This window comes from Thomasclavelia ramosa DSM 1402, assembly GCF_014131695.1.
In the GTDB taxonomy this organism is placed as follows: Bacteria; Bacillota_I; Bacilli_A; order Erysipelotrichales; family Coprobacillaceae; genus Thomasclavelia; species Thomasclavelia ramosa.
The window spans coordinates 199766-225082 of record NZ_CP036346.1 but is presented as its reverse complement, the minus strand read 5'-3'; the positions used below and the strand labels follow the sequence as shown (position 1 = coordinate 225082).

23 protein-coding genes are annotated in these 25317 nt (G+C 31.4%); 5 read left to right on the top strand and 18 right to left on the bottom strand.

The features are described 5' to 3' along the window. The first annotated feature begins 120 nt into the window (after positions 1-120). A complete protein-coding gene (locus EYR00_RS00995; RefSeq protein ID WP_003535165.1) occupies positions 121-1107 on the top strand; it encodes a helix-turn-helix transcriptional regulator in 987 nt (328 codons plus the stop codon). 100 nt (positions 1108-1207) lie between these two features. Here EYR00_RS00995 and EYR00_RS00990 read toward each other — a convergent pair whose 3' ends face one another. The 4 genes from EYR00_RS00990 to EYR00_RS00975 form a co-directional block, all read right to left on the bottom strand. Next, a complete protein-coding gene (locus tag EYR00_RS00990; protein ID WP_003535167.1) occupies positions 1208-4555 on the bottom strand; it encodes a hypothetical protein in 3348 nt (1115 codons plus the stop codon). Positions 4556-4768: 213 nt separating this feature from the next. Further along, a complete protein-coding gene (locus EYR00_RS00985; RefSeq protein WP_003535169.1) occupies positions 4769-5653 on the bottom strand; it encodes a LysR family transcriptional regulator in 885 nt (294 codons plus the stop codon). Positions 5654-5699: 46 nt separating this feature from the next. Next, entirely contained in the window at positions 5700-6899 is a 1200-nt protein-coding gene (locus tag EYR00_RS00980; RefSeq protein WP_003535171.1) for an MFS transporter, read from the bottom strand. A 262-nt stretch (positions 6900-7161) separates the two neighbouring features. Next, positions 7162-8052, bottom strand: coding sequence for a MurR/RpiR family transcriptional regulator (locus tag EYR00_RS00975; protein ID WP_008792439.1), 891 nt, complete (start codon positions 8050-8052; stop codon positions 7162-7164). Between the two features lie 163 nt (positions 8053-8215). On the opposite strand from EYR00_RS00975, the gene EYR00_RS00970 reads away from it, so the two are divergent. After that, complete coding sequence (locus tag EYR00_RS00970) at positions 8216-9364, top strand: MFS transporter (RefSeq protein WP_040434110.1); 1149 nt, start codon at positions 8216-8218, stop codon at positions 9362-9364. 104 nt (positions 9365-9468) lie between these two features. On the opposite strand, the gene EYR00_RS00965 is transcribed toward EYR00_RS00970, so the two are convergent. The 7 genes from EYR00_RS00965 to rnmV form a co-directional block, all read right to left on the bottom strand. After that, positions 9469-10425: a ribose-phosphate diphosphokinase gene (locus EYR00_RS00965; protein WP_003535177.1), complete on the bottom strand. Its 957-nt coding sequence runs from the start codon at positions 10423-10425 to the stop codon at positions 9469-9471. A gap of 9 nt (positions 10426-10434) precedes the next feature. Further along, positions 10435-11814 (bottom strand): bifunctional UDP-N-acetylglucosamine diphosphorylase/glucosamine-1-phosphate N-acetyltransferase GlmU, encoded by a 1380-nt coding sequence (gene glmU / locus EYR00_RS00960; protein ID WP_003535179.1) that lies wholly within the window; start codon positions 11812-11814, stop codon positions 10435-10437. Positions 11815-11913: 99 nt separating this feature from the next. After that, positions 11914-12771: a 4-(cytidine 5'-diphospho)-2-C-methyl-D-erythritol kinase gene (gene ispE / locus EYR00_RS00955; protein WP_003535180.1), complete on the bottom strand. Its 858-nt coding sequence runs from the start codon at positions 12769-12771 to the stop codon at positions 11914-11916. Between the two features lie 4 nt (positions 12772-12775). Further along, positions 12776-13519, bottom strand: a complete 744-nt coding sequence (locus EYR00_RS00950; protein ID WP_003535182.1) for a sporulation peptidase YabG — start codon at positions 13517-13519, stop codon at positions 12776-12778. A 26-nt stretch (positions 13520-13545) separates the two neighbouring features. Next, positions 13546-14352: a 16S rRNA (adenine(1518)-N(6)/adenine(1519)-N(6))-dimethyltransferase RsmA gene (gene rsmA, locus EYR00_RS00945; RefSeq protein ID WP_003535184.1), complete on the bottom strand. Its 807-nt coding sequence runs from the start codon at positions 14350-14352 to the stop codon at positions 13546-13548. Then, positions 14352-14891 carry a hypothetical protein gene (locus EYR00_RS00940; RefSeq protein ID WP_050754559.1) on the bottom strand — a complete coding sequence of 180 codons (540 nt, stop codon included), beginning with the start codon at positions 14889-14891 and terminating at the stop codon, positions 14352-14354. Before EYR00_RS00940 ends, rsmA begins: the two co-directional genes overlap by 1 nt. Then, the gene (gene rnmV / locus EYR00_RS00935) at positions 14878-15408 is read right to left on the bottom strand and encodes a ribonuclease M5 (RefSeq protein ID WP_008792443.1); all 531 of its coding nucleotides are present in this window, start codon (positions 15406-15408) and stop codon (positions 14878-14880) included. The genes EYR00_RS00940 and rnmV overlap by 14 nt, the downstream gene beginning before the upstream one ends. 959 nt (positions 15409-16367) lie before the next feature. Between rnmV and EYR00_RS00930 the strand changes: the two genes are divergently transcribed. Continuing rightward, positions 16368-17711, top strand: a complete 1344-nt coding sequence (locus EYR00_RS00930) for an MATE family efflux transporter (RefSeq protein WP_003535189.1) — start codon at positions 16368-16370, stop codon at positions 17709-17711. A 132-nt stretch (positions 17712-17843) separates the two neighbouring features. On the opposite strand, the gene tnpA is transcribed toward EYR00_RS00930, so the two are convergent. From tnpA to rapZ, 5 genes are all read right to left on the bottom strand, one after another. Next, entirely contained in the window at positions 17844-18323 is a 480-nt protein-coding gene (gene tnpA / locus EYR00_RS00925) for an IS200/IS605 family transposase (RefSeq protein WP_003535190.1), read from the bottom strand. A gap of 148 nt (positions 18324-18471) precedes the next feature. Then, positions 18472-18759, bottom strand: a complete 288-nt coding sequence (locus tag EYR00_RS00920) for a hypothetical protein (RefSeq protein WP_003535191.1) — start codon at positions 18757-18759, stop codon at positions 18472-18474. Positions 18760-18798: 39 nt separating this feature from the next. Beyond that, positions 18799-19011 carry a helix-turn-helix domain-containing protein gene (locus EYR00_RS00915; RefSeq protein WP_008792445.1) on the bottom strand — a complete coding sequence of 71 codons (213 nt, stop codon included), beginning with the start codon at positions 19009-19011 and terminating at the stop codon, positions 18799-18801. A gap of 1 nt (position 19012) precedes the next feature. Beyond that, positions 19013-19960 carry a DNA-binding protein WhiA gene (gene whiA / locus EYR00_RS00910; RefSeq protein WP_003535193.1) on the bottom strand — a complete coding sequence of 316 codons (948 nt, stop codon included), beginning with the start codon at positions 19958-19960 and terminating at the stop codon, positions 19013-19015. Between the two features lie 8 nt (positions 19961-19968). Continuing rightward, positions 19969-20817, bottom strand: a complete 849-nt coding sequence (gene rapZ, locus EYR00_RS00905; protein ID WP_009299336.1) for an RNase adapter RapZ — start codon at positions 20815-20817, stop codon at positions 19969-19971. 221 nt (positions 20818-21038) lie between these two features. Here rapZ and EYR00_RS00900 point away from each other — a divergent pair, with 221 nt between their 5' ends. Together EYR00_RS00900 and EYR00_RS00895 are read left to right on the top strand one after the other, a co-directional pair. Continuing rightward, positions 21039-22157, top strand: a complete 1119-nt coding sequence (locus tag EYR00_RS00900; protein ID WP_003535195.1) for a hypothetical protein — start codon at positions 21039-21041, stop codon at positions 22155-22157. A 15-nt stretch (positions 22158-22172) separates the two neighbouring features. Next, on the top strand, positions 22173-23597 hold the full coding sequence (locus EYR00_RS00895; protein WP_003535196.1) for an SPFH domain-containing protein: 1425 nt from the start codon (positions 22173-22175) through the stop codon (positions 23595-23597). Positions 23598-23675: 78 nt separating this feature from the next. Here the strand turns inward: EYR00_RS00895 and EYR00_RS00890 are convergent, their stop codons facing one another. Continuing rightward, complete coding sequence (locus EYR00_RS00890; protein ID WP_003535197.1) at positions 23676-24611, bottom strand: hypothetical protein; 936 nt, start codon at positions 24609-24611, stop codon at positions 23676-23678. Positions 24612-24683: 72 nt separating this feature from the next. Beyond that, on the bottom strand, positions 24684-25259 hold the full coding sequence (locus EYR00_RS00885) for a uracil-DNA glycosylase family protein (protein WP_003535200.1): 576 nt from the start codon (positions 25257-25259) through the stop codon (positions 24684-24686). Positions 25260-25317: the final 58 nt, after the last annotated feature.

The window sequence follows — 25317 nt, the reverse complement described above, 5'->3', positions numbered from 1 at the left end:
TTAGTTAGTTTTAGCTAACTTATGTTGTGATTCTAGCATGGCTTAATTTCTTTTACAATATTTTCACTAATATTATGTATTTTTACATTTATTTTATGTATAATTTAACTGGTGATAATTATGATATGTAGAAATTTGACAGAGTACTATAATATTTTCTTTAATAAACTAGCTTTCCAATACTATCAGTATGATAACTTTTCCTTATATATAAATCCTCAACAACCTGAAGAATTCATTATTCATGTGCATATTGCAGATATGTATGAACTTTTTGTTGGTGATTTTACTGCACCCTATGATATTGAAATATCATTTGAAATAAGTGAAACATATCTACAGCTAGGAATGCTTCTAACTGGTGAAATTGAGTATGATTTAAAAGAGAGTCATAATAATCATTTAGAGCCTTCTAGTTTTTATTTAAATGGTTCAAAGCGTAGTGGATTACAAGTTTGGAAAAAAAATCAACATTATCATTCTACAGATATAATCATAAAAAAAGATTTTTTCGAAAAAAAATTATCGGCATATGGATATTCCTATACAACACTAGAAAAAATTGAAAAAAATAAAATATTTCGACCACTCCCCTCTAAACTTTTACAATTAATGCAAGAAATATCTGACACTTTAAGAAATAAAGCAATCTCACAACTATATCTTGATGCTCAATTAATGAAGATCGTCTACTTTCTGTTACCTCAAAATAATATTCTATATCCCCAATCTAAAACTATTACAATTAAACTAAAATGCGGTCGAAACATCTTACTAAATAATGATGATCAAGAAATAATCCAGCAGATTCACAATGATCTAACTGTTAACTATCAGCATCCCCCAACAATTAAGGAGCTGGCAAAGATTCACTATATTAGTGAGCAAAAACTTACAGCTGGTTTCAAATACTTATATCATTGTAGTATTCATGACTATATTAGTAATTTACGCTTAAATATGGCTAATAGTATGCTGTTATCTGAACAATCTACAATTATTCAAATTGCTAAGACTTTAGGTTTTTCTAATGCTAATTCTTTTATCTATTTTTACCGTAAAAAAACTGGTATAACACCTAAACAATTCCAATTAACACAACGCTAAAGGGGCTGTTTTTTCTCAATCAAATAGAAATTATTATCAACCTCCCATATTATCTTATATACCCTTTTTCCATAAAAAAGTACTCTAACAAGAGTACTTTTTAATTATATTTTTTTCTAGTTAATAATAAAATTATTAACATTGTCCCACCCAATAAACTATAACCAATGATTTTTGAATCATCACCAGTATTAATACTATTTTTTATTGATGAATTAGTTGTCTCGATCACATTACTATTATTTTGATTATTTACATTATCTTGATTTGGCTTGTCAGTAGTTGAATTATCAGCTTTTTGACGATAATCATATGTCATTAACATTCCATCAAACTTTCCACGATTTAGATTCTTGAAATCTCCATCATTTGATTCACTATACACCAGTAATGAAATTTGATAATCATTTAATACCATAATCTCTGAAGCATAATCAGCTTTTGAACCACCAATATTTTCGATTGTTTTCAAAGTACCATTCTTTTCATAATTTGCAATAAAAACATCCATACTTCCCTTATTAAGACCTGTTACATCATAGTCTGTTCCTCTTGATTGACCAATAAATACATATTGATCTTCAAGTTCTATCGCACTTATCATTTCACTAGCTTCACTACTCTTGATCACATTGACCCATTCTGTCTCACCAGTTTCATTACATTTTAAAACATATGCATTGTCATACCCTGTTCCAATTGGAGCAAATGTGTCAGTAGTTGATTTAGTGTTACCCATTAAAATGAATCCACCATCACTAGTAGCTAAGACACTATTACAATAATCATTGCGATCGCCACCATAAGCTTTAGTCCACAATAATTCACCAGTAGCACTAATTTTTGCAGCAAAGCAGTCAAATATATCTCCATACCAGTCAACATCTGCAAAATCACCACTTTTTGAAGAAAGACTACCAGCAACAATAAAACTGCCATCACTTAGAATATCTAATCCCGAACTTGAAGTTTCAATATTTTTTCCACCTAAAACTCGTTGCCAGACTTTTTTACCATGAGCATCATATTTAACTATGACTAAGTCATATAATCCTCGATTTTGATTTTCCATATCGCCATCATTTGAATTTGTTTCTATTAAAACAGCAATACCGCCATCATCCGTAGCTTTAATTTGTTTAACTTGATCGTTGGCTGAGCCACTAAAATTACTCATCCAGATCAGCTTACTGTTAGAGTCATATTTAGCAATAAAAGTATCCATTTGACCATGAACGGTACCAGCAGTATCTAACTGTGCAAAATCACCGGTTGGAGCCACATACACCCCTTCTTGATATCCACCACTAACTACAAAACCACCATCATCTAGGCCACATACCTTAGCTGCATATGCAATTGAGTCGTACTCTGTTCCTCCTAAAGTAAGAGTTTTTAAAAGTTCTCCTTTTGGATCATATTGATTAATATAAGCTATTGAACCACCTTTTAACAGATTTTGAAAATCACCATCATTTGAGTATGATTGCCCTACAGCAACAATATTTCCATTTTTCAAAACTGTCATATCATCAGTATAATCATAATCACTACCACCAATATTTACTTTCCAACTAGTTTTAAAGTCTGGCTGTTCTACTTCAACTGGAGCAAAATATGGCGGATTGGTAGTTTCTACCATATCTTTACTAGAGAAAGATAAACGTATATCTCCCATTGCTTTATCGATATGTAATTTGACCGGTGTATCTAAATCATCAACTTCAAGCGTAACTGTTTTTACTTGTGTTACTTCATCGTACTCATCTTTCAACACCGCTATCATTTCACCATTTTTTTCATAACTAACTTCCCCTAATGTTGAAGCGCTAACTTGAGTTCCCATAATTGTTGCGTTAGTAAAATAAATTGTTACAGCATACTTAAAGCCAATTTTTTCAACATATGCATCTTTATATAATAATGGTGCCATCATTGAAAGACTATCTTCATTAGCTTTCCAAGCTTCTACCGGCACTAAATACTTTTCTTCTGCATATTGCTCTAGTGTTGTTCCCGCTAAACTAGCTAAAAAGCCATCATACTTACCTTTTAATTTTCCTTCAAACAAGCCACTATTAGAATTTGTATTACCATAGACGATATAGTCATCATTTGCTCCAGGAATAATTCCTTCTGGATTATCTTTTCCATCTCCACCATAGCTTGAAATATTTAAACAAGTTCCATCCTTTGAATAGTGGGCAATATAAATATCTTCTTTACCGTATGTCTTTATCCCTGTAAAATCTTGATCATTAGTATCAAAGGTTCCAACCGCTAAAAAACCATCACTAATCGCTAAAAGATAATCTCCTGTTGTCTTACTATTATTAGCAAGGCTTGTAGTCCATTCAACTTGTCCATTTGAATCAATCTTTAAGGTAAATGCAACATTATTTTCCTCTTCATTTCCAACAATACCACTATTTGAGTTAGTCGTTCCTGTTAATACATACCCATTATCAATATCACTGCTTGATATTTCTGTTTTATCAGTAGATACTTTTTTATTATGAGCTCTAATTATATGATTAAAAACATCATCTCCAGTTCCACCAAAAGCTTTTACCCATTCTTTTGTTCCATTTTCATTAAACTTAACAACAAATGCATCTTTACCACCATGAGCTAATCCTTCGAGATCTCCATCACTAGAACTCGAATAACCAGCTGCTAAATAACTACCATCGCCATAGTTAGCAACTACTGAAGTAAATTCATCCATTTTCTTGACTGCTTTATCACCGCCAGTTCCACCAGCTCGATTAATCCATTCAATATTTAAATCTTGGTCAATCTTTACAATAATTGCATCGCGATCAGTTTCAATCTTATTCAAACCGTTCATATCTAAATCAGTAGAATGTGAATAACCTGCAACAATAAATCCACCATCGCCAGCTGGTTGAATAGCCTTCAATTCATCCGCATCACTACCCCCAACAGTAACAACCTTAATTAAAGTTCCATTTGAATCTAGCTTAGCGATTATTCCATCTTTTCCCCCCTTATTAAGATTGGCTAAATTACCATCATTAGACTGGCTTACCCCTACTGCAACATAACTGCCATCATTAGCTTCAGTTACAGCATTAAAACTATCTGCTGCACTCCCACCTATTAAAGTTTCCCACTTTATTTGGCCATTTTTGTCATATAGCATAACAGCACCATCACTCTTTCCTTTAGCCTGTTCAATACCTGTTACCTTATTGCCATCAAAAGTTCCTGTTGCAATAATATCACCATTGATCAGTCTTTCAGCATCATTGACTGTATCTGGAGTAATACTATTATTACCATTATCTCCATACATCGTAACCCAATTAGCCACATTATCCGTTTCAACCGCATTAACCGTTATCGAGCACATTGAAACAATCATTCCCAATGAAAGCACCGATATGAGTGCTTTATTTAAATTTTTTCCCATTTTACTGTCCATTTTTCCTTTCTCTTTTTTAGTTAGCCTTAACTAACCCATATTAAAAATTTAGCACATGGAATGATTTTCGACAATTATAAATTTCGTTGCAGTAATGCAACATTTATTACTTTTAGTGCAAAAAACAATGATTTCATTAACTAATCATCGCTTTTCAATAATGCAACAAAATATAAAAAACATATCCTATTAAAGAATATGTCTTTTATATTATTACTGATTTGATGAAATCAATTCCTTCGCACAAACAATAAATTTCTCTAATGCTTGATTAGTCACTACCCCTTTTTTCCAAATCAAACACGATTGTGAAACAATTTCTGGTTCTAATAGTCGGTACGTTAAATTTGGATAAGCATTACTTTTGAAAACTCCATCAATCGAGATTCCATAGCAAAGACCACTTTCTACTAATAAAGCTAAATTTGAATTAATATCATAATTTAAAATCGTTTGTGCATTTATCTCTTTACCTAACCAGTTTTTGAAAGTTTCTTTAACTTCTAATCGATTTGCAATTCCAAAAACTAAATTAGATACTACGTGATTTTCAATTGTTTCATATTCTTTCAATAAATCATCTTTTTTCATTACCAAGCACCATTTATCTAAATAAGGCAACTCCAGGTATTGGTAATAGTCTTTATCGATTGGTTCTAAAACAATTGCTACATCAATTAAACCCTCGTTGATCTTTTCCTTATTTTGATTACTACCAGCCGTATAAATATTATATTTAATTTTGGGATAACGTTTTGAGAACTCCTTTAAAACTACTGGTAAAAACTTATTTCCACTCGATTCACCACATCCTATGGTAATTTCTCCCGAAATATCATACTCACTTTTTCTAATTTCTGCTGCTGTTTTATCTTGCAAATCTAGCATTTCCTTCGCACGACGTTTTAAAATTATGCCACTATTAGTTAAAGTAATTTGTCTACTCCCACGAATAAACAAACGTGTGCCATAAATTTCTTCTAACTGCTGTAATTGTCTTGTTAGCGTCGGTTGTGTCAAGTGTAGTTTTTGGGCTGCTTTAGAAACATTACCTGATTCAACTACTGCCAAAAAATATTCTAGAACTCTTAGATCCATCTTTATCACCACTTTTTATTATACGAGTTATTTATCTATAATACTATTATTCTAAAACTTTTTGAACGATATTAACTGTTTTTTTATTTTTTATAAGGGTAATAATTAATGTAATTGTACTTAAACTGATAAATCCTATAGCATTAGCAATAAATAAAGCTGGTAAAGCTTCAGTTCTCATAAGACTTTGGATTACAATACTGCCATAAGGAGAGATAAACACCCCTAAATTGAATCCAACCAATAATAATGAAGTAGCTAACGTAGTATTTGGAATATTTGAATTATTAATTTTATCAATCAAACTTGGCATAAAAATTTTAAAACCAAACCCCGTTAAATATCCACCAACAAACGTTATAACTAAATTTTGACTTAATCCTAAAATTACCATTGCTAATGCTAAAATAATTAATCCAATCGATGTAGTAAGCTGATTAAAAACCTTTAAGATTTTTCCAAATAATAGTCCTGCGCTAATTCCACCTAATGATAATAAAATAATTACTAAACTAGCATCACTCGCTGTTCCATATCCCTCACCAGTCATTAAAGAAGCAATCTTAATACCCATGATCATATATAACATTGCAGCCATAAAAATTAATCCAACATAATAAACCACTGGCAAAAAGCCGGCACTTTTATGGCTTTCTTTTTTTATTTTATCCCCACCATTAGCCTTAATCACATCGGCTGTTTTTACCTGAGGGACGAACTTAAAATAAATAAAGAAAACAGGTATTGCAATCATATAAGCAATAAACGGAGCCTGCCAATTAATCTTTAATAACTGACCAGCGATAAAAGTAATCGCAATTCCTCCTGCCCCTTCAAATGCTGATTGTAATCCATACATTGATGAACGCTCTTTAGCATCATAAAAATAATTGATCATCGATACCAATAGTGAATTAAACAGACCAACACCAAATCCCAACATTGCACGACTAATCAAAATAATCATAAAATTATCAATTAATAACGGTACTATCCCTGCAATCATAACAATTCCCAGCCCAATAGTAATTGTTTGCTTATACCCAACTCTTTTAGCAATTAAAGAACTTGTTAAAACGGAAATCATCAAAAATAATGACGGTACCGTCGTTAACATTTCTACCATTGATAATGGTACTTGATCAAAATGTTGTGCCATGGCCGGAATATTAGCATTAATCGCTGCAGCACTCCCCACTAATAATGATGCTGATAATAAGGCAAATCTAAGTATTTTTTTATCCATAATAATTATCCTCCTTTGATTACACTTTCATTATAATCAATTGCATTACTATGTCTAATACTTATATTTTATTTATACTATTCGTTTTATGTATAGTTTTATTTGAAATAAAAAACACATCCTTAAAAGAATGTGTTTTCAACATTACATATTCCCCGACACTTAATTACTTAAGCGGAATATGTATCCGTCGGCTCTTTGATATCATAACAGATATACTTAGAATGTCAATAAGAGAATTAGATATCTAATCGTGTTAACTTTACTCATCATCTTTCTCAGCTATAATTTCATTATTAATAATAGGAGCATTTTCTATTTTTTTAGCAATATCAAGTTTATAAGTCAGATTATCATGGTAATTTAATGAAAATAAACAAGCATATAGGGTGTTTAAAACTATACTGATAGATTCTAATGATGAAAATCCAGCAATTTTTGAAAATGATTTTTCCCTTGTCGTAACACGCAAAGTAACCGTAGCTAAATCTGAAAGACTATTATTCCCAATACTCGTAATAGCTATAATTGGACAGTTATTTTCTTTTAATATCTGAGCGGTCTTCACAATATTAGAAGACTCACCTGAATAAGAGATACAAATAGCACATTCATCAGGTGAAGACATTGCAGCATCATGAAATAGATTATCTTGTATAGGGTGAATATAGGCTTTTTTATGAATTCGATTTAATTTAAATACAAATTCTTCTCCAGCAAAATTTAGATTTGACATTGCAAATACCCGTATCTCTTTACTTTGGTGTAAAATTCGTACTGCTTTTTGTAATGAATCATGTTGGAACAAAGACAAAGTATCTTTAGCACTTTCAATGTGTAAATTTACGATTTTACTAGCTATTGTCATAATAGAATCTTGGTTACTGAACGGTAAATTAGAATCAATATTACAAAAATGGCTATTTAAATAATTTGCTTCTTCTAAATAGGCGTCTTTAAATTCAACCCAGCCTTGAAAACCCAGCTTCTTCGAAATTCTAATCAAAGTTGATGGTGATGTAAATGTTGCATCAGCAATCATTTTAACAGAATAGTCTTTAATATTAATCTGTTTATCTAGAATATAATCAATAATTACCCGTTCATTATGTGAAAAGGGGTAGGCTTTCATTTGTTCTTTTAACAACATCATCATTACCTCCTAATATCTTCATTATATAGAATGAGAATATTATTTACAAATTTTAATAAATATTGACTATTAATTGTGAACATTATGTCTAAATAATATTTAAATATTTAATCACGTTCATAGCTGTGATATTTTGATTATATTATTAAAGGGGGCAATTTAAATGCAGTATCGAGATAGTTACTTAAGTTATTTATTAATGTATTTATTCTATTTTTTATCACTGGCGTTATTATCAGGCCTGATTTCTGTTTATCTGCTAGATCGTGGATATAGTGCTTCACAAGTTAGTCTGGTAGTAGCATCTTCATACATTGTTTCAGTAATTTTACAGCCTCTAGTAGGCTATCTAAATGATCACTTTAACTTAAAATGGGTAAATAGTGTTGTTTTAATTATTGCCGCAATTTTAGGAATAGCTCTAATTTTTGCAAAACATCTTTTTAGTATTACTTTATTGTACAGTCTTACTTTAGGGCTCTTTAACAGCACTAAGCCAGTTATTGAAAGAATGGCCACCTTATCTAAATATCAATATGGAAAAATTAGAATCTGGGGAACAATTGGATATGCTATTGGTTCACAAATCGGTGGTCTTATATATCAATACATTTCACCTGAAAGTATGTATTTCTTTTTTTCTATTAGCCTAGGAATTTGTCTTCTAGGTATTATCGGTACTAGAAACGAACATAAAAATTCTGATATTCATGGTGAAACGACTACACAACACCTAGGCTTATGGAATAAAAACTTTATCGTCTATTTGATTATAGTTTGCTTATTCTATGCGATAACTAACCTAAATACGACCTATTTACCAGCAATGTTTCAGCATCAAGGGATTTCAGTTGATAAGGTTTCTACAATTATTTTATTGATTACTATTTCAGAATTACCAATTATTTATTATTCTCATCGTTTTATGAATAACATTTCAAATCGTCATATGTTAATAATTGTTTTTATCTTATTAATCATTCAGTTTGGTACATATTGTTTTATTCCTTATAATATCATACATGTGATTATATCTATCGGTACTAAGGCTGTATCAACCGTAATCTTTATTATGCTCAATATGAAAATCGTTGTTTCTATAGTTGATTCTGATTTACAGATGAGTGCTCTTGCATGGGTTTCTACATTCAATAGTTTTTCTTCAATTGTTGGTCAAGGTCTTGGTGGAAAAATACTTGATACTTATTCTTATACTGATTTTTACTTAATTTTATTTTTAATCGCTGTAATTGGTCTAGGAATTTCTTACTTTTATCATCTTCCTTCTGGGCATAAATATCATCTTTTCTAAAATAATTTGTAACTAAAAAAAGATAAAAGGATATAATCTTAAAAATTATATCCTTTAAATTTATCCAAATAGACGACTCTAGTTTCATTAAGAAACACAAAATATTATTTATCAAAATCAAACATTTCAAAGACATCAGAAACTGGTAAACAGTTTTCAATGTTTTCGATTGTTTTAGCAAGTAAACCTGCTACAGAAACTGTCTTTAATTTAGGGAACATTTTATCTTCAGGTAATTTGATTGTATCTGTTACAACAACTTCATCAGCAGATGAATTTTGTAATCTTTCAACTGCAGGTCCAGAGAATACTGGGTGCGTACAAGCAACATGAACTGATTTAGCACCTTTTTCTTTTAACATCTCAATACCAGCAACAATGGTTCCTCCAGTATCGATCATGTCATCAACCATAATACAGTTCTTCCCGGATACATCCCCTAAAACACCCATGATTTCAGCCACGTTTGGTTTAGGTCTTCTTTTATCAATAATTGCAACTGGGGCATCTAAAGCTACTGCTAATTTACGAGCTCTAGTGGCACCACCATGGTCAGGAGAAACCACGCAAATATCTTCCATATCTTTCTTCTTAAAGTAGTTTGAGATAAGTGGCAATGCCTGCATTTCATCAACTGGAATATCAAAGAACCCTTGAATTTGAGCTGCATGCAAGTCAACTGTTACAACTCTAGTTACACCAGCTACAGTTAATAAGTCAGCTACTAATTTAGACGTAATTGGTTGTCTTGGTTTAGCCTTACGATCTTGACGAGCATATCCAAAATATGGAATGATTGCTGTAATTTCTTTAGCAGAAGCTCTTTTTAAAGCATCAGCTAAAACTAAGATTTCCATTAAGTTTTCAGTGACCGGATTAGAAGTAGACTGGACAATAAAGACATCCTTACCACGTACTGATTCATCAATTTCAACTAAGATTTCTCCATCAGCAAAATGATGCACTTTACTTTTTCCTACTTTTGTTCCTAATTTTTCTGCGATATCGTTAGCTAATTCACCACTAGCTGATAATGCAAAGACAGTTATTTTATTTTTCATTTTCTTCTCCTATTTTCCTTTTTGATTTCTTTTTTCTTCTAATACTTTGGCATATCCATCTTTATTAACTTGGCGAGCCCGAGCAATTGCAAAAGCGGAATCTTCAACTTGATCTGTAATAGTTGAGCCCGCTGCAACATAGGCATTAGCACCGACCGTTACTGGAGCAACTAAATTACTATTACATCCAATGAAGGCATTGTCACCAATAATAGTTTGGAATTTATTTTTACCGTCATAATTTGAAGTAATTGTTCCACATCCCATGTTTACATTACTTCCGACAGTTGCATCACCAACATAAGTTAAATGTGATGCTTTACTTCCTTTTCCAAAGACTGCTTTTTTCATTTCAACGAAGTTACCCATATGAGCATCTTCTAAAATATGGCAGTTAGTTCTTAGACGAGCAAATGGTCCAATATCTACACCATTTTCGATAATCGAATCAGAGATAACTGAGAATTTAATTTCAACATTATCCTTAATTTCAACATTATCAAATTCGCAATAAGGCCCAATATGGCAATTGCTGCCAATACTTGACTTACCTTTAATAATACATCCTGGTTCGATTGTCGTATCAGCACCAATCGTTACATCAACTCCAATATAAGTATTATTAATATCAATAATGTTAACACCATTTAATAAATGTTGTTTATTTATTTTTAATTGTAATGATTTAGTTGCTTCCGCAAGTTCAACCCGATCGTTGATTCCCCCAACTTCAGCTAAATCAGCAATTTTATATCCACCGACTTTAAGTTTATCATTATTCATGATTTCTATTACATCAGTGATATAATATTCATTTTGAGCATTATCATTAGTTACTTTTTCTAACGCTTCAAATACTGCAATGTTATCAAAACAATATTCTCCGCAGTTCATCTCACTAATTTGAACTTGCTCTGGAGTACAGTCTTTAAATTCGACAATCCCCGTTACTTGATCATTATTTCTAATTACACGACCAAATTTTTTATCTAAATCACAATCACATGTCATGATCGTTCCTTTTAATTGGTTATCGTTATGATAAGCAATTAAATCTTTTAATGTTTCACTAGTAATTAGTGGAGCATCACCATTTAACACCACAGTTGTTCCTGCTTTACCTGCCAAAGCATCTTTACATTGCATTAATGCATGTCCAGTTCCTAACTGTTCTTTCTGATAAATAATATTTACCCCGTCTAACAGTTTTTCAACTTCTTCTGCTTTGTGACCAACAATTACGTAGATTTCATCAACACCAACTTGTTTCAATTCATCAACAATATGATTGATCATCGGCTTGTATAAAACCTCATGGACAACCTTTGGTTTATCTGACTTCATTCTGGTACCTTTACCAGCCGCCATAACTACCGCATAAGTTTTCATTTTCACACCTCTTCATTAACAACAACATAATAACAAAAAATTTACATTTGTTAAAGGAAAAAAAGATAAAATATGTCGTAAAATTGAAAAGAAATTGATTTAATCAATTTCCTCATCATTCAATATTTCTGTTTTCCTTACAAAATAATATTTTCCCTTAAAATACTTCATTCCCTTTTCTAAAATAATATTATTACGTGTCAAGCCAAAAACACACGATCCACTTCCAGACATTAAAGCTCCATCAAATCCAATTTTCATCATTTCCTCTTTAATCTTAGCAATCTCTGGTACCATCTTGATTGACGGCTCTTCTAAAGTATTTTGAAGATTATCGATGACTATTTGATAATTACCATCTTCAATTCCTGTCGCCATTAATCGACAGTCTTGATGGCTAGCTTTACTTAAATCTAAACTAGTGAATGATTTTTTCGTTGATACCCCTCGTTTAGGTTTAACTAATAATACTTTACATTCAAAAGAATTCTTTATAAATTCTAATTTTTCACCAACACCACTAACTAAAGCAATTTTTTGATAAATACAAAAAGGAATATCTGCCCCAACTTCTTTTCCTAATGCAGCCATTTCCTCATTGCTCAGATTTAAATAAAATAATTTATTCATTGCTTTAATTACCGCCGCACCATCAGCACTTCCTCCCGCTAAACCAGCTTGAGTAGGAATATGCTTATAAACAAAGATCTTAACCCCTTTTTTGATGTTATAACGTTCTTTCATTAAAGCAACAACCTTATACATAATATTTCGTTCATCCGTGGGCATGATTTTGCTATTTGAATCAATTTCAATTCCGCTAGCAATAGTATTAATATAGATTAAATCATGTAAAGTAATTGGAGCCATGATCATTTCTAATTCATGATATCCATCTTCTCTTTTTCCGATTACATCAAGTGCTAAATTTATTTTTGCGTATGCTTTTACTTTCATTACTTCACCTACTTGTCGGATATATTTTTCGTGCTACTCCTCTTGTGTCGATCCCTCCAACGCCTAAATGCTTATTTGAAGTTTTAGCCACAATTTTCTCTAAGTCAACATAATTTTTGATACTCGCATTAGCAATCTGACTTACTACAAAAACCGGATCAAGCGCATGAATATTTTTTCTGCTTGGACTAGAAGCAAAATTAGCTCCACTAGCTAATAAAAGCTCATAGTACGATTGACACGCTCCAGCAAAAATAATCAAACTATCTTTGTCATCCTCATACAAACGTGCTCGACGAATTGCTTCTACAAAATCTTTAGTATGCAAATAACTATTAATATCTTTGCGATTACCATTTTTCTTCATTGCATCATGACCGGTTATCACCAATAAATTAGGGCGATGTTTTTCTAATAAAGGAATAATTTGATCTTTAATTTCATTTTCTTTCATAAAATAGCCATGAACATTGATATTAAATTCTTCATATTTTTTCAAACACATGTCAAGATAATGTTTATCTCCATCAATATGCAGCACACTACCTTTTAAACATGGTCGACTTTCTACTATTATATCACTTTTCTCACTACTAAAATCACTTAATTCCAAATCACTCTCATCACTATCAGCTACTAACCGATATTCAATTCCAGTCAAATAATAAACATCATCTTGAATATCGGTAATTTTAAAACAGATATCTTTGCCATATTTTTTTCGACAGACAATATCACCAATTTTCATTTATATCACCATGATATTATATGTAATTAAATCATTTTGGTGATATTTTTAAAATCCGCTAATTCTAATTCTTCACTTCTTTTTCGATTTTCAATTCCCGTCTGCAATAAAATTTCTTCAGCTTCCTCATAACTTTGCTTTAAATTATTTAAAATCGTTTTTCGTCGCTGTTTAAAACAAATATTTAATACTTCATATAATTTCAAATCCGGTGCTTTTTTTAACTCAATTTTTAAAATTGCTGAATCAACATGCGGAGCAGGCATAAATACATTTTTATTAACAGTAAATAAGTATTCAATTGTCCCCATATCTTTAATCATCAATAATAATGGATTTTTATAAATACCCGTCATTTTTAAAGCTACTTCTTTTTGAACCATAACAATCATTTCATCGATTCCAAAATTTCCTAACACAACTTTTTCAATTATTGCCGTTGTAATATAATATGGAAGATTAGCAACTAAACATACTTTTTGATATCTTTGCTTTAACTGATCAACAATCGGTTTAATATCCTGTTCCATAAAATCACCAAAGATAATTTCAATATTATCTTGATTTAAAAACTCCTGATACACAGGCATAAAACGCTCATCAATTTCAAAACTAGTAACTTTTCCACTATAACGCCCTAATACTTGTGTTAATGCGCCAATTCCCGGTCCTACTTCAATAACCGCCGTTGTTTGATCAATCTTTGCACTAGTCACGATCTTATTTATTATATTTACATCAATTAAAAAATTTTGACCATATTTCTTTAACGCATTCAAATGATATTTTTCTAAAATATATTTTGTTGTCGAGGGAGTTGCGATTTCCTTCATTACTGATTCACCTTGATTTTAAAAATCTTTCCTGCTCTTTTAAATTCACCATTATCACTTAGTGTTTGATACGATCCAATCTCCTCACCCAAACGTTGATAAAGACTAAATGCTTTAGAATGTGATGACTTTAAATACAAATCTTCTTTATCTTGATAATGAGGAATAATTACATTTCTTAACCAATAATTCCCATTTCCTCGTGCCTTTGGTGAAATATGGAAATAATTAAGAACAATTGCATTAGCCCCTTGTTCAAAGACTGGTTTATCAAAATATTTTGAAGAATCAATATTCCCCGTTGTTACCATCGCTAAACCAACACATTGATCATACTTATACATAACATGATAATCAACATTAACATTAGGGTCATCTTTTAAAATATGTACTAGCTGATTACAATGATATACTTCATCATAGTCATCATAAAAATCACGATACTTCACTTTTAAATTATCAATAATCGGGACTAGATATTCCCCTTTAAATTCATTACTTACTTTAAATGTATAACCATTATGTTTACCTAGATCCATCATTTAACCTCCCTAACACCTGTTCTTTAGTGATTCCAACCATATTTAATCGTTTAAAAAGTGTTTTGACATTCCCATAACCCAAATTAAATGCCTCATACACCATCAATCTTCTTTGCTTATTACCAATAATATCTAAAGCAACAAATTCACTCCAAGTAATGCTTTCTCGATTAACATCAAAAGAAACTACATTTTCTAATGCTTCTATCACAGCTTCTTTATTAGCTTCAGCAATACCTAATTTCTTCTTACCTCTAGCATCCTTTTTAGCAACAAAAGCATGTTGACAGTTAGGGACAACTGCTTGAATTTGATCACGAATTTTTTTCCCTGGAAAATCAGGGTCTGTCAAAACAATAATTCCTCGACTTTTACTTGCTTCTTGAATTAATTCTAATGTTTGTTGATCCAATGCTAATCCGTGTGTCTCAATCGTATCTACTTCAAATAATTCTTTTAATAAGGCTGTGTCTGTTTTACCTTCAACAACGACTATTTCTTTAATTTTTTTCATAATTTCACCTAACTCTAATTATAACGATATTTCACTTAAAATAAAAGGTATAATCTTGGGGCTACCCATAATAACGATTTTATCTAACCAATATAAATCAACACCATAATATTCTTTTTATACAATTAATTAAATAATCAAAAGGACAATTCAATGAAAGGATTAACTAATAGTTAAAGAAAATGGTTCTAGATTACTTTTTGTGCAAATAGCATTAAGGCAGTTCGTTACCGAATCCTGCATAGTGTCTTTGGTGCTTTAGATACTCGAGACGCCACAGAAACTTACGTAATATTATCTGGTTGAAAAAACAAACTATCGATCCCTAGTGATATTTTAATAATTCCCCAATCACAATACAATATCCTTTTCAAATTATTGAAGCTACTGTTTTTAATTGTACAGCAATAATGAGTTATATTATCATAAAAAGCTAATCACTATGTTAAATACAATCATGACAATACTTCAAGCTAAAGGTTAACATACCAAAGAACATTGCATTTGAGTTCAAAAATTAGCAATGAAAGTTGCTCATGAGTTAAATATGTCTGATACCAGATTAAATAATTTCTTCCATACTTCACAATATTGAAAAATTAATATTCCTACAAGTATTCTGCTTAAAACAGGTCCTTTAACAACTGCTGAAAAAAATCATAAATACTCTCTAGAATCCTATAAAATGATCAATGATATTTTTGGTAAAGAAATTGGTCAAATGGTTTTACAGTACCATGAACAGAGCAACGACTCAGATTACCCATTTCTATCTTGATTGTATCAACGCTTTGATCAAGTCTTAAAAAGATAAAATTATCTAATTGACATCATGATAAAATTACGTTATGCTTGATGTGCAAACTTAATAAACCGCTTAAATAATAAGCTATAGCTTTTCCACGTTTCTGAGTTATAAACGGGAGGTTATAGCTTTTTTTGCGAAGGAAGGAGAACTTATGAATCAAGAATATGATATGATGGCTCACAAGCCCATCTTCCCATTATTAATGAAAATGGCAATTCCCCCGATGATTTCAATGTTAATTCAATCAATGTACAATATTATTGATAGTATTTTTGTTGCTAAATTGGGAGAGGAAGCATTAACCGCCTTATCATTAGCATTTCCACTTCAAAACCTGTCATTAGCTTTTTCAGTAGGTCTCGGGGTAGCAATTAACGCATTGATTGCTAAAAGTTTAGGTGCCAGTGATGAAAAACAAGCTAATTATATTAGTGATCATGGGATTTTTTTAGCTATTCTTCACTCTTTATTATTTGTTTTTATTGGTATCTTTTTAATGAAACCGTTCTTTTTGATGTTTACTACTAACCCAACTGTTTTAGATTATGCAATTACATACGGGTCAATCGTGATTACCTTTACCTTTGGTTCTATTATTCATATTACTATTGAAAAAATGTTTCAAGCTACTGGGAATATGATGATTCCAATGTTTTTACAAGGAATTGGAGCAATTGTCAATATTATCCTCGACCCTATTTTAATTTTTGGAATAAACGGTTACTTAGAGTTTGGGGTTGCTGGAGCTGCAATTGCGACAATCATCGGTCAGATGACTGCCTGTTTACTAGCAATTATCTTATTTAGAAAAACTTCACGTATCAAAGTATCTTTAAAAAATTTTAAACCAAATGCACAAATTATTAAAAATATCTATTCAATTGCAATCCCATCAGGGGTGATGACATCATTACCATCTATCTTAGTTGCTTTACTTAATAGTTTGTTAGCGACAGTATCACAAACGGCAATCGCTTTCTTTGGGATATATTTCAAGCTTCAATCATTTATTTACATGCCAGCTAATGGATTGATTCAGGGAATGCGACCATTAATTAGTTATAATTATGGAGCTAGGCATTTTGATCGTGTTAAAAAGATTATCAAAGTTTCAATTATCTCTACTGCGGTGATCTTATGTTGTGGAACAATTATTTTTATGGGATTGCCAGAATTAGTCCTATCATGGTTTAATGCAACTGAACAATTATTAGAAATTGGTATTATTGGTCTTCGAGTGATTTCACCATGTTTTATTCTTTCTACAATGGGAGTCGTTATCTCCGGAGTTTTTGAATCTTTAGGTAAGGGACGTCAATCATTGACGATTTCACTATTGCGACAATTTATTATTACTTTACCTTTAGCCTATATTTTATTGAAAGTAATAGGGCTTAATGGAATTTGGCTTTCATTTGTTATTGCCGAAGGAATTGCCAGTGTCATTGCAGTAATCTTAATAAAAAAAGAACTTCATAACTTTAAGGTGGATTAACGATCCACCTTTTTAATAAATATCCACCGGCTAAGCCGGTGGTTTTACATTTGCGGGCATAGCCCTGCTCTCAGAGCGCATGTCTCAAGACATTCCTTATGCCTACGGCTACCGCGTGCACTCTGTATTTATTTAGTTTTTCCCTTTTCCTTTTTTAAACGGGTATTCCAAATCCAGTGTCAGCTGTTCTCTTTCCTGATCTTCTTTTAATTGATTCGCTATATAATTTTTTATTCTTTTCGCATTCTTTCCTACTGTATCTACATAATATCCTCGACACCAGAACTCTCCATGTCTGTACTTATATCTTGCATTTGCCCATCTTTCATATATCATTTGACTGCTTTTTCCCTTTAAAAACCCCATAAACCCTGAAACACTATATTTGGGCGGTATTTCTACTAACATATGTACATGATCTATGCATACTTCCGCTTCTATTATATTTACGCCTTTCCATTCACATAATTGTCTTAGTATTGCTCCTACCTCTACCCTTCTTGCTTCATAAAATGCTCTTCTTCTATATTTTGGTGCAAATACAATATGATATTTGCAACTCCATTTTGTGTGTGATAAACTATGTAAGTCATCTGAATACTGTTTATTCATTTGTCATTTCCTCAGTGATATCTTATTTTTGCAGTTGGTAGCCGCATTTATATTATATCACGTGAGGTTTTTCATTATCACTCCGCTAAAGCTTTTTGAGACCCCCAGCCTAGCTGGGGGTTTTATTGCAGACAAAAAATGAAGATGATTATTTATCATCTTCATCAAATTCTTGATAATCGACATCAATTATATCATCACTACCACGACGATACTCTTCTTGGCTATAATAAGCCTTTTTCTTTTCTTCAGTTTTTCTTTGAAATTCTTTGTTATATTCTTCTAACTGTTTAGTATAAAGATATCTTTTTATCGCTGACCAAACAACTAATATCGCAATAATTATCCAAACAATCGGATTAGTAAGTAGATTTAAAATCAAACTTAAGATAACAATAATGATTAAAATTATCAAAATCACATAATACAGTGGCATCAAATCAACTCCTTTATATATAGATATAATACACGTTTATCATTTAAAATCAAATAATTCTTTTAGGTTTACCGCAAAACCATTAGCTATTTTTTCAATTGATTTCAATGAAACATTTCTTGTTCCACGTTCAACATCTGATATATAGTTCTTTGATAACCCGCAACGAAAAGCCAATTCTTCTTGAGAAATATTTTGCTTCAAGCGCAATTCTTTAATACGATGACCAAACTTAACTTCAATTTTATCCATTTTAATCACTCTCCATTTGGATCAATCGTTTAGCCTCTTCACTTATTTTCTTAAATCGATGATGCAAGCCGGACTTACTTATTGTTTGTCCAGTTTCTTCATAATAAACTTCAGTCAGCTCATTTAATGTTAATTCAGGATATTTTTTTCTAATTAAAGCAACAGCACGTGTTTTTTCATCAAGCATGTCTAAACCAAGAAACATATCTACCGTCTCAATATCTTCTAATTGTTTATTTGCTGTTGCCATTGATTTCATTTCATTAGCAATATCACAATTATTCCAGCGATTTACAGTATTTGACATGCTGCGATCAATTCGAGTACTTTCAAAATTCATTACTGACTGGCTCGCTCCGATTGCCCGTAAAAAATCACCAATCTTTTCTGAAGACTTTAAATAAACTACATACTTATTACGACGTTTAATAATCTTTGCATTTAACTCAAACCGATTAATTAAATCAGCAATAAACTGAGCAAATTCTTCTTCATTAAAACTCATTTCTAAATGATAATTTGATGTTTCAGGATTATTAACACTTCCACATGATAAAAATGCCCCTGCTAAATAAGCTCTTGTACAACATTCCTTTTCAATAATCTTGGGATTAGGAATCTGATTAAACCCCAAACCATCCATCAATGATAAATCATCTAAAATTTCCCTTGCTTTAGTAACCTTTAAAATATAAACATTATTTTTCTTTAGTTTCATTTTTCTTGAAACAAGAAATTCGATCTGAGGATCATACTCTTCTTTTAACATTTTATGTATTTTTGATGCAATCTTAGCATTCTCTGTTCTAATCGTTAAAGAAAGACCATGATTTGATAGCGATAATGTCCCATTGATCTTAATTACTGCACATAACATTGCTCTTTGACAACATGATTCAAAATCATTAAAAACTACTTCTTCTTTGACAACTCTTGAAAAAGATACCATCTTAATCCTTAATGATCTGCATCACGGTGTAACCGATGAACTTGATAAACTTTACTGTAGTGATCAGCAAAATAATTAGTTAACGAAACTGAACGATGTTGTCCTCCAGTACAGCCAATTCCAATAATTAAATGCATCTTACCTTCTTTTTCATATTCTTTTAATAAATAATCAAATAAAACAGTCATCTTTTCAATAAAGACTTTTGTTTCCTCTTTATCAATTACATAATCATAAACAGCTTGATCATTTCCTGTTAAATGACGTAATTCTTCAATGTAAAAAGGGTTTGGTAAGAATCTGACATCAAATAATAAATCTGCATCTTTGGGTACCCCATGTTTATATCCAAATGATTCAAAGGTTATTCTAAATGGGTCAATTTTCCCTTTACTAAAATAATCTTCTAATAAATTTTGGAATCTTGCTCCTTTTAATTTTGTTGTATCAATTACTAAATGTGCTAATCGTGAAATCGGCTCTGCTAAACGTCGTTCAAACTCTATTGCTTCAATTAAAGAAGACGCTTTATTTGAAATCAACAAAGGATGAGACCTTCTTGTTTCTTTATATCTTTTAACTAGAACTTCATCATCACAATCTAAAAATACGACAGTTAGATGAATCCAATCTAAATTTGATAATAATCTAATTGCTTTAAGTGCATCATCCAAACTTACTGCCATCGCTACTCTTTGGTATTTGGGATTATCCTGCACTAATTCCGCAAATTCAGTCAATAAGGCAACCGGATAATTATCAATACAACGGTATGCCAGATTTTCAAAACAGGCCATCGCGCTAGTCTTCCCTGCACCTGACATCCCAGTTACAATTACTATTTCTACTTGATCCATAATCTTCACTTCTCTTTCTATGAACATTTTACCAAAAATACACTGATAAGTGTACTTTATTTAAAAAGTTTTAACAATAATTATCGACATTTTTGCAAGTATATTTATGCTTTGTAACTCATATATATAATTATTTGAACTGATACTAATTTTAAGAAATATTAATAGTCGAAAGATGTAGTTATATGATACAATTTAATTAAATACAGAGGGGTGAGGCTATGGATAAAAAGGATAAGATCGACACTTTAATTGATCAATACTTAAATTTTTACCAGCATGGCAGCCAAGCAATCGAACCGCAGCAAAGTACTGATTTTGACAGCTTAATGAACCAGTACAAGTCTAAATTTGATAAACAAATCGCTAATGAGCAAAAAGCAATCAGAGAAAAAGAAGAAGCACGAGTTCTTCAAAAAAAACAGGAAGCGAAACTACAAAGTCAAAAAAGAAAGACCCAAGAACAACAAAACAAGTTGCGTAAAGAGAAATTGCGTAATCATTCCAAAAAAACTACGGCAGAAGTTAAACAAGCCGCAAAAAAATACCAGCACCAAAGTCGTGATTATGATAAAAGCAGTAATCATAAAAGGCTAATTGTTTTAATTATAATAGTTGTCGTCTTTGGGTTAATTTATTTTATTGCCTCTAATCAAGATAATGAATCTACTAATAATACCTATTTATATAATAATTTAAATTATCTAGTCAATGATGCCGTTTTGCAAGAACCTAGTTCAAACGATTTGAGCTATCTGGATAATATTGAAAATAATGAAAATTACAATGTTGCTATCACATATTTAAATTATGTTGAAGATGGCTTAAATTATCTTGATTTAATTAGTGTTACAAGAGGTAATGATGATTTATTAGAAATCAGGAATGATTCTGAGTATTATTTGTATATCAAGTATCTTGACAATGGCTATACAAATAATGTTTTAATCGTTCCTAATGATACTTATTATTGCTCCATTATTGATGAGGAAGAATTAACTATAGAGACTATTGCATTTTATAATTTTGAAGATCCGGCATTAGATGTCTTCACTAATTTATCAGATATTGATATCTATATGAATGTTGATAGTATTGATTTTTTAGAAACAAATGCGGAAATTTTATTTAAACATTATTATTATCAAGCTTATTTAAAACTGCCATATGATGACATTATGGTCATCAAAGAAAGAGATTCTAATAAGGGATATTATGGTTACCTTGATTATACAAATCGCCAAATCAAAGTATATTACTCTGATAATTATACTCACGATGTAACCATTGAAAATATTCAAAATTATCAAAGTGATTATCTTAAAACCATAACACTTTAGAAAAGGGGAGAAAAAATGATTTCAGATAATTTCTTTACAGAACACATGACTATTGTTATTGCTGTAGCTATTGTTCTACTACTTATTATTATTTTATTGACATGCTGGAAAAGAGTTCCTGCTGACAAAGCTTTAGTTATCACCGGATTAAAGAAACGTGTTCTAACGGGTAAAGGGGGTATTCAAGTACCATTTCTTGAAACATCTTGTATCATTTCATTAGAAGCTGTTTCAATGACCACTGATATCACTGAAGCACCTTCAAAACAAGGAATTTTTGTTGATATTGCTGGTACTGCAGTTGTTAAAGTTGACAATAATCCAGAGAAAGTATTAATTGCAGTCGAGCAATTTTGCAGTGGTAATGCTGATCGTACTACTCAAAATATTAAAACTGTAGTTGAACAAATCTTGGAAGGTAAACTTCGGGGAATTGTTTCTACATTAACCGTAGAACAAATTAATGAAGATCGTGTCGCATTCGAAAACTCAATTGAAGACAGTATTACACGAGAATTAGATAACATGGGATTACGTTTGTTATCATATACAGTATTAAAAATTGCTACTCAAGGGGGATATTTAGAAAACCGGGCAATCCCTCAAATCGCCCAATCAAAAGCAGATGCTGATATTGCTAGCGCTGAAAGAGCAAGAGATACCGAAGTTAAAACTGCTGCTGCAGTACGCGAGGGGCAAAAAGCTAAATTAGAAGCTGAAGCTGAAATTGCTCAAAGTGATCGTGATAAAACAATTCGAATGGAACAATATCGTGCCGAACAAGATAAAATCAAAGCCAATGCCGATGTTTCATACAAGCTTCAAGAAATTGAAAATAATAAAATCGTTGCTGATCGTAATGTTGAATTAGCAAAAAAAGAAGCACAAGTAGTTGAAGAACAATTAGTGGCATCTGTAAAAAAACCAGCTGACGCTAAAAAATATGAAACTGAGGTTCAAGCTGAAGCAAATAAAATAAAATCGATTAAAGAAGCCGAAGCTCGAGCTCAAGCATTAAAAATCGAAGCTCAGGCACGCGCTGACGCCAAATTATTAGAAGCTAAAGCTGAAGCCGAAGCTATTCGAGCACAAGGGGAAGCTGAAGCCGAAGCTTTAAAAGCTAAGGGAATTGCCGAAGCCGAGGCCAAAGACCGTTTAGCCGAAGCCATGGAAAAATATGGTGAGGCCGCAATGATGTCAATGGTAGTTGAACGTCTCCCAGAAATTATGGCACAAATTGCCAAACCAATGGAACAAATCGACAAGATTACTGTTATTGATAACGGTAGCGGTGATGGCGGAAGTAAAGTTAGTAAAATTGTTAGTGATGTTGCTGCTAATGGGTTTGAAGTTTTAAAAGATCTAACTGGTGCCGATTTAGGTGAAGTTGTTCGTACTATCGCTAATAAAAACAGTAATAATAAACCTAAAACTAAATAAACTTAATTATTCCTCTTTAATGAGCATTTGCTTGTTAAAGAGGTCTTTTTATGAAAACAGTGAAACACTGCTATTAAATCAGTGTTTCACTGTACCTTTATTAAACCTTCCTGCTAGTTTTTCAAGCATACTTTTTGAAATACCAAATTTACCACATAAAAAATCCTCGATTTCTTCTGGACTTTTCCCTGCTAAATCATTTTCATCTATTCCCATTGATGACATTATACTCTTAACTCGGTTGAACATCTCACTATCACCTTGTTGATACTTATTCATCATATCATTATAAAACTGCTGAGCATTATCTATCTTTTGTTCTTCTTCAATATTTTTTTGATTAAATTGATTTTGACATTCTAATAAACCATCAATTTCATCACTATCTAACCCTAATACATCAAAAAATTCAAGTGCTCGATTACAAATATTTTCTAATTCATATTGATAATCTTCATCAGCTAATTGCTGAACCATCTCTAATTCCTTATAAAACTCTTTGATACTATTGTTTTGAGTTGGAGTTAATACAATATCTTCATATTCATCATTTTCAAGATCATTTAATACAATCCTCGTATAATACTCTACTTTTTCATGAGTATCCATGATCATCTCTATTTCAATACCAGTAATTTTTGATAACATTGTAACGAATACTTCAGGGTCGATTATCTGGTTACTAAAAGTATATGTTATCTCCTCTAATTTGATAATAGCTTTGATTATTGAATCATTACGATGTTTTTCCAATCCTAAAGAAATAATCTTTTGATATTCAATTATCCCAGCCTGACCAAACTTAAAATATATTTGTGCTGGAGTGATGATCATTCCTCGGCTGCCATCTTGTTCTTTGGTAGCATCAATAAATGCAAGGATTTCAAAAACATTATAATCACCAAAAGTATAAATTGCATTACTAATTTGATTAGGAAGATTCTGATTTGAATAAAAAGAACCATTAATTACAAGACTATCATTAATATAACTTAATATTTCTTCTTGACTCATTTTTCTTACCTCTTTTCATACTGCTACCATTTTACTAAAATAAAAAGCTATTTTCAATCGAAATAGCCCTATCTAAACTAAACTCTTTATTACTGCCCTGATTTCTTTAACTCGTTTAGCTTCGAATTCTGGATATGTTTTAAACCAGCGCCGATTCAATGGTGAAGGATGCGGAAGAACATATGCAGGTTTCCCATTAAAAACTTGATCATTAAAAATCAAATCAACAAAGTTTTGATTAGGAAATATTTTCTTAGCGGCATAACTACCAATGATGATATAAATTTGGTTATCAACTATGTCAATTTCTTGCCTTAACCACTTTTCACTACAGCATTTTGGCGGCAAACGATCCCCACCGCTTTTAGATTTACCAGGATAACAGTGAGCCAAAGAAGCAATATAGAAATTATTTTGATCATAAAATGTTTCATCATCTATATCATACCACTTCTCACGAAGTTTTTTCCCACTTAAATCATTAAATGGTTTTAAAGTATTGTGGACATTTAATGAAGGGGCTTGACTAATCTGCATGATCTTAGCATTAGGTTTGCCCCAGACAACAGGATGAGGTTCATATCCAAATTGTCTTTGACAATAGCGACACTCTTGTATTTTTTGTTTTAATTCTCCAAAATCTTTCATCTAATCATTCCTTTGTATATATTTTAACCTAATTATTCCCAAAAAGAAAAGATTACTA

What these genes read in the sequence shown, in the direction of transcription:
- EYR00_RS00900 (WP_003535195.1), top strand. Translation starts at nt 21,039, where the DNA reads ATGGATAAAAAGGATAAGATCGACACTTTAATTGATCAATACTTAAAT.
- EYR00_RS00995 (WP_003535165.1), top strand. Translation starts at nt 121, where the DNA reads ATGATATGTAGAAATTTGACAGAGTACTATAATATTTTCTTTAATAAA.
- EYR00_RS00940 (WP_050754559.1), bottom strand. Translation starts at nt 14,891, where the DNA reads ATGGATCTAGGTAAACATAATGGTTATACATTTAAAGTAAGTAATGAA.
- EYR00_RS00975 (WP_008792439.1), bottom strand. Translation starts at nt 8,052, where the DNA reads ATGATGTTGTTAAAAGAACAAATGAAAGCCTACCCCTTTTCACATAAT.
- EYR00_RS00970 (WP_040434110.1), top strand. Translation starts at nt 8,216, where the DNA reads ATGCAGTATCGAGATAGTTACTTAAGTTATTTATTAATGTATTTATTC.
- EYR00_RS00915 (WP_008792445.1), bottom strand. Translation starts at nt 19,011, where the DNA reads ATGGATAAAATTGAAGTTAAGTTTGGTCATCGTATTAAAGAATTGCGC.
- tnpA (WP_003535190.1), bottom strand. Translation starts at nt 18,323, where the DNA reads ATGAATAAACAGTATTCAGATGACTTACATAGTTTATCACACACAAAA.
- EYR00_RS00885 (WP_003535200.1), bottom strand. Translation starts at nt 25,259, where the DNA reads ATGAAAGATTTTGGAGAATTAAAACAAAAAATACAAGAGTGTCGCTAT.
- EYR00_RS00965 (WP_003535177.1), bottom strand. Translation starts at nt 10,425, where the DNA reads ATGAAAAATAAAATAACTGTCTTTGCATTATCAGCTAGTGGTGAATTA.
- rnmV (WP_008792443.1), bottom strand. Translation starts at nt 15,408, where the DNA reads ATGAAAAAAATTAAAGAAATAGTCGTTGTTGAAGGTAAAACAGACACA.
- rsmA (WP_003535184.1), bottom strand. Translation starts at nt 14,352, where the DNA reads ATGAAGGAAATCGCAACTCCCTCGACAACAAAATATATTTTAGAAAAA.
- EYR00_RS00930 (WP_003535189.1), top strand. Translation starts at nt 16,368, where the DNA reads ATGAATCAAGAATATGATATGATGGCTCACAAGCCCATCTTCCCATTA.
- EYR00_RS00985 (WP_003535169.1), bottom strand. Translation starts at nt 5,653, where the DNA reads ATGGATCTAAGAGTTCTAGAATATTTTTTGGCAGTAGTTGAATCAGGT.
- EYR00_RS00890 (WP_003535197.1), bottom strand. Translation starts at nt 24,611, where the DNA reads ATGAGTCAAGAAGAAATATTAAGTTATATTAATGATAGTCTTGTAATT.
- EYR00_RS00895 (WP_003535196.1), top strand. Translation starts at nt 22,173, where the DNA reads ATGATTTCAGATAATTTCTTTACAGAACACATGACTATTGTTATTGCT.
- whiA (WP_003535193.1), bottom strand. Translation starts at nt 19,960, where the DNA reads ATGGTATCTTTTTCAAGAGTTGTCAAAGAAGAAGTAGTTTTTAATGAT.
- EYR00_RS00990 (WP_003535167.1), bottom strand. Translation starts at nt 4,555, where the DNA reads ATGGACAGTAAAATGGGAAAAAATTTAAATAAAGCACTCATATCGGTG.
- EYR00_RS00920 (WP_003535191.1), bottom strand. Translation starts at nt 18,759, where the DNA reads ATGCCACTGTATTATGTGATTTTGATAATTTTAATCATTATTGTTATC.
- glmU (WP_003535179.1), bottom strand. Translation starts at nt 11,814, where the DNA reads ATGAAAACTTATGCGGTAGTTATGGCGGCTGGTAAAGGTACCAGAATG.
- EYR00_RS00980 (WP_003535171.1), bottom strand. Translation starts at nt 6,899, where the DNA reads ATGGATAAAAAAATACTTAGATTTGCCTTATTATCAGCATCATTATTA.
- EYR00_RS00950 (WP_003535182.1), bottom strand. Translation starts at nt 13,519, where the DNA reads ATGAAAATTGGTGATATTGTCTGTCGAAAAAAATATGGCAAAGATATC.
- rapZ (WP_009299336.1), bottom strand. Translation starts at nt 20,817, where the DNA reads ATGGATCAAGTAGAAATAGTAATTGTAACTGGGATGTCAGGTGCAGGG.
- ispE (WP_003535180.1), bottom strand. Translation starts at nt 12,771, where the DNA reads ATGAAAGTAAAAGCATACGCAAAAATAAATTTAGCACTTGATGTAATC.